Here is a 3,623-nt window from a genome sequence, read left to right as displayed (position 1 = left end):
GTATACTGGCGTCCCCAGTGGTGCTTTCCCGGTGCTCCTGGCCTGAGCGGGCTCGACCGTCTTCCTCGGTCGAGCCCGTCGTCTTTTCCTCTACCGCACCAGTCCGACAACACCCGCCGCCCGGCCCGGCTTCACCGCCGACGTCGCGAGCGCGCGCTGCGAGCGCCCGCGCTTCTCCGCGCGGACGTCCAGGGCCGTGCGCCCCGCCTCCCCGCGCACCGCCGCCAGCGCCTCCTCCGGCGTGGTGACGATGGCGACGAGGACGCCGGCCGCGCGCAGCCGGGCGTGGAGCTCCACCTGGGCGGGCTTCATCCGTCCGCCCTTCGACTTCACCTCCAGCAGCACCACCTGCCCGCGCCGGCAGCACAGCAGGTCCGGGAAGCCGGGTGCGGAGACGCGCTCCACCGTCCACCCGGCGAGCTGCAGCGCCTTCACCACCGCGGGCTCCGCGTCGTCCCGCTGCGCCGCCCACCTCACCGGGCACCTGCCGTGCGTCTGTCCATGCCAGGACAGAAGGGGCGCCGGGTAGCCAACCCGCCAAACCGCTTTTGCGTGAGCGCCACATCTTGACCGGGGCAGGTCGCCTGATGGGGCACCGAGCCGCGCGCCTACTAGCGGCAGGTCCAGGTCGAATGCCCATCCTTCAGCTGCTTCAAGGAGGTAGGGCTCGCCATGGGGGTGCGCCTTCCTCCGTCAAGGATAGAGGACAACATGGCGACGATTGTTGGCAAGTGCCCGCACGACGGGTTCCCGCTGAAGCAGGAGACGTTCCTGGGTGGTGACAGCATCACCACTTGCACCAGCCCCTGGCATCCGCACCGCCCCGGCTCCTGTCCCAGCTGCGGCAACGCGGAGATGCCGGAGGCGTTTCTGGGCGGTGAGGCAGCCTGCAGAAAATGCGGGACATCCTGGAGACCAGGACAGGAAAGAAAATCGTAGCTGACACCGGCACCTCTTCCGCTCCATTCCGCTGAGAAGCCGGGGTGGAGCGGGAAGGCTGCACTGTAACTGGTCGACGTGGATGTTGGCTGGGCAGCGTGAGGCCTCAGGCCGCCCGGGCGGGAGCGGCGGCGCGCGCCTCCAGCCGGCGCGAGGCGGCCTCGCAGTATCGCTCCTCGAACTCCACGCCCACGACCTGGCGCCCGAGATGCTGCGCGGCCAGGAGGGTGGCCCCGCTGCCGGCGAACAGGTCCAGGACTAGGCCGCCCTTCGGGCACGCGCGATCGAGCAGGTAGGCCAGCAGGTTGACGGGCTTCTCCGTGAGGTGCGTCCGCGCCTACGCGGGCACCGGCAGGTAGCCGGCGCGCACGGCCTCGTGGCGCTTCCCGGCGAGCGGCCCGCGCTTCGGACCGGCGCCGTGCAGCACCACCTCGTAGTCGGGCGCGTAGCCGGCCGCGCAGTCGCCCATGCCGCCCCGGGCCTTCCACCATACGAGGGCGCCCTTGATGCGCAGGCGCGCGCTCGCTGCGTCGAAGAAGCCCGGCCAGTTCTCCCAGTGGCAGAAGACGAAGGCGTGCAGGTCCGGCTTGAGCGCGTGGCCCGCGGCGGTGAGCGACTGGCGGAAGACGCGCATGCCCTGGCGGGAGCCGTCCGCGCGGATGGCCGCGCCGCTCTTCCTCTTCGCCTCGTAGGTCATGCCGTAGGGCGGTCGGTGAGCAGCACGTCCACGGATTCGGCGGGAGTCCAGGCAGCGCGTCGCGGCAGTCGGCGTGGAACAGGGTGATGGTGTACGTCTGGAGGTAGGCCTTCACTCTGGGGGCCTCGGGGGACGTGGCGCGAGGGTCGCACCATGCGCGCGCGTGGTGCAGGAGGGATGCCGGGTCGTTCCTGGCTGCTACCTACCCACGAGGGAGTACGCGTCCCTGCTGACTTAGGTAGCCCTTGCGCCGGGCGCCTCAGTAATATTCGTCGCATGAGACTTCTGACTGCCGTTGCATCTCTCCTGGTGGCGTCCGCCGCCCTTGCTCAGTCCCCCTCACCAACGAAACAGGAAGAAACCCCTGTCAGCGCGGAAGGGGGCTCTCGCTGCACGGCGACCGGTCCCAAGGGAGGGAGATGTGCCATCAACTGCGAGGCCGGAAGCGCCGCCCAGTGCCAGGATGGCCGGACGGTGCGGCCTTCCAGCATCCAGGTATCTGACAGCAAGGACCCTGAAATCCCCACCTGCCAGTGCGTCAAGTCGAACGGCTCGAAGAAGTAGCGGTACCCCCGCGAAGCGGCCCGCCCCCGGCGTCTTGGGCGGGCCGCTGTGTTTCACCAGCCGAACTTCCACCACGCTGCGATCCGTTCGGGAATCGGGCACCCTCGCGCGAGGTGAACGAAACCTGGGTACAGCCCTGCAACTTCGAAGGGTTGAGGTCGTTCGACTCTTGCGGTCCCGTCTACAGGCCGAACGTCCACCGCGCGCCCACGCCGGCCATCCGCTCGCGCTGGTTGGCCTCCGCGAAGGCGAAGAGTCCCAGGTTCTCCCGGAGCCGCGCCCCACCCTCCAGACGCGCGTAGGCGCCCGTGAGGGTGGAGGCGCCGGCGGACGCCTCCAGGTAGCCGGTGCGGACCGGCACGTCACGCAGCACTCGCGAAAGCCCCGCGGCGACTGCTACCCGCGGGGCTTCGAAGGGCCCGAGGCCACCTCGACGAGCGGCCCCAGCGCGGCGGCGCTGCCGATGGCTCCGAGCGCCTTCTCCATCGCCTCCGCGCGCACCTTCACCTCGGCCGACTGCGCGCCGTGCATCGACTTGAACTCCAGCTTCACTGCCTCCTGCTCCCAGGGCTTGAGGGGCCGCCAGCCGTTCGCCTTCATCCAGGAGTCCGCCACCTCCAGCCCCCGGGCCGCCTTGTCGAAGCCGTTCTCGGACTCGTCAAGCGCGGCGATGTCCTCCACCACGTGGAAGGCGTGGAAGGCCACGGTGGCGACGATGCGCTTGCGGCGCGTGGTGAGCCAGGTGCCCCCGAAGAAGAGGCCCACGCCGCTGGCGACGACGCCCAGGGCGATGCCGACGTTGGTGGGGGTGAGCAGCGCGTCGAGGATGCTGCTGCCCGCGCCGGTGGTGGACTGGGCCAGGGCCACGGGCGCGGTGAGGACGACCGCGAGGACGGCGGTCAGGGGGAGGGACTTCTTCATGGTGCTGCTCCTGCTGGGGGTTGGACAGCACCACGAAGAAGGGGCGGCTCAGACGCGCGGCATCCAGTTCCACTTCGCGGGCTCGGGCGCCTCGGTGGGCGCCTGCTCCACGTTGTCGGTGGTGAAGGGGTGCTCGTTGGGCGGCTTCACGAGGAGCGCAACGGTGCCGTCCGGGTTGACGGCGAGGATGTCCGCGGCGCACGTGGTCGTGCCGTGCCGGAAGTGGACGGAGCGGCCGATGGATGGCTGCTGGCCGGGCGGCACCACCGGGGCGCCCTTCACGGACGCGACCGGGGTGTTGATCGCCTGGGCGACCGCGAGCCACGCGGCGCGCACCAGCATGGGGCACTTCTCGAACGGGGGCAGCTCGGCCCCCGTCACAGCGGAGCGCCCGCCGGTGACGCCGCAGTAGACGGTGTAGAGCACAGCGGCGCGGCCGAGCTCGTCGGGGCGGGCCTGGGCCAGCGACTTCTCGGCGGAGGCCAGGACTTCGGGCTGTCTC

General features: G+C 70.7%; 6 protein-coding genes. All 6 read right to left on the bottom strand.

All coding sequences use genetic code 11. The features are described from left to right. Positions 1-90 precede the first annotated feature (90 nt). On the bottom strand, positions 91-477 hold the full coding sequence (locus tag D7V97_RS41225; RefSeq protein WP_158623567.1) for a VRR-NUC domain-containing protein: 387 nt from the start codon (positions 475-477) through the stop codon (positions 91-93). A gap of 568 nt (positions 478-1,045) precedes the next feature. Further along, positions 1,046-1,231 (bottom strand): DNA methyltransferase, encoded by a 186-nt coding sequence (locus D7V97_RS46335; protein ID WP_233583566.1) that lies wholly within the window; start codon positions 1,229-1,231, stop codon positions 1,046-1,048. A gap of 45 nt (positions 1,232-1,276) precedes the next feature. Continuing rightward, complete coding sequence (locus D7V97_RS46330; protein WP_233583565.1) at positions 1,277-1,636, bottom strand: hypothetical protein; 360 nt, start codon at positions 1,634-1,636, stop codon at positions 1,277-1,279. Positions 1,637-2,381: 745 nt separating this feature from the next. Then, on the bottom strand, positions 2,382-2,561 hold the full coding sequence (locus D7V97_RS41215) for a hypothetical protein (protein ID WP_233583564.1): 180 nt from the start codon (positions 2,559-2,561) through the stop codon (positions 2,382-2,384). 35 nt (positions 2,562-2,596) lie between these two features. Next, positions 2,597-3,121: a hypothetical protein gene (locus D7V97_RS41210; protein WP_120616017.1), complete on the bottom strand. Its 525-nt coding sequence runs from the start codon at positions 3,119-3,121 to the stop codon at positions 2,597-2,599. Between the two features lie 48 nt (positions 3,122-3,169). After that, the coding region (locus D7V97_RS45085) for a hypothetical protein (protein WP_120616016.1) at positions 3,170-3,623 on the bottom strand (454 nt) is incomplete at its 5' end.

Source organism: Corallococcus sp. CA053C (genome assembly GCF_003611675.1).
GTDB lineage: Bacteria > Myxococcota > Myxococcia > Myxococcales > Myxococcaceae > Corallococcus.
This window is presented reverse-complemented; position numbering and strand designations above follow the sequence as displayed.

Coding starts and splice junctions, on each gene's coding strand:
- D7V97_RS46330 (WP_233583565.1), bottom strand. CDS start 1,636: ATGACCTACGAGGCGAAGAGGAAGAGCGGCGCGGCCATCCGCGCGGAC.
- D7V97_RS41210 (WP_120616017.1), bottom strand. CDS start 3,121: ATGAAGAAGTCCCTCCCCCTGACCGCCGTCCTCGCGGTCGTCCTCACC.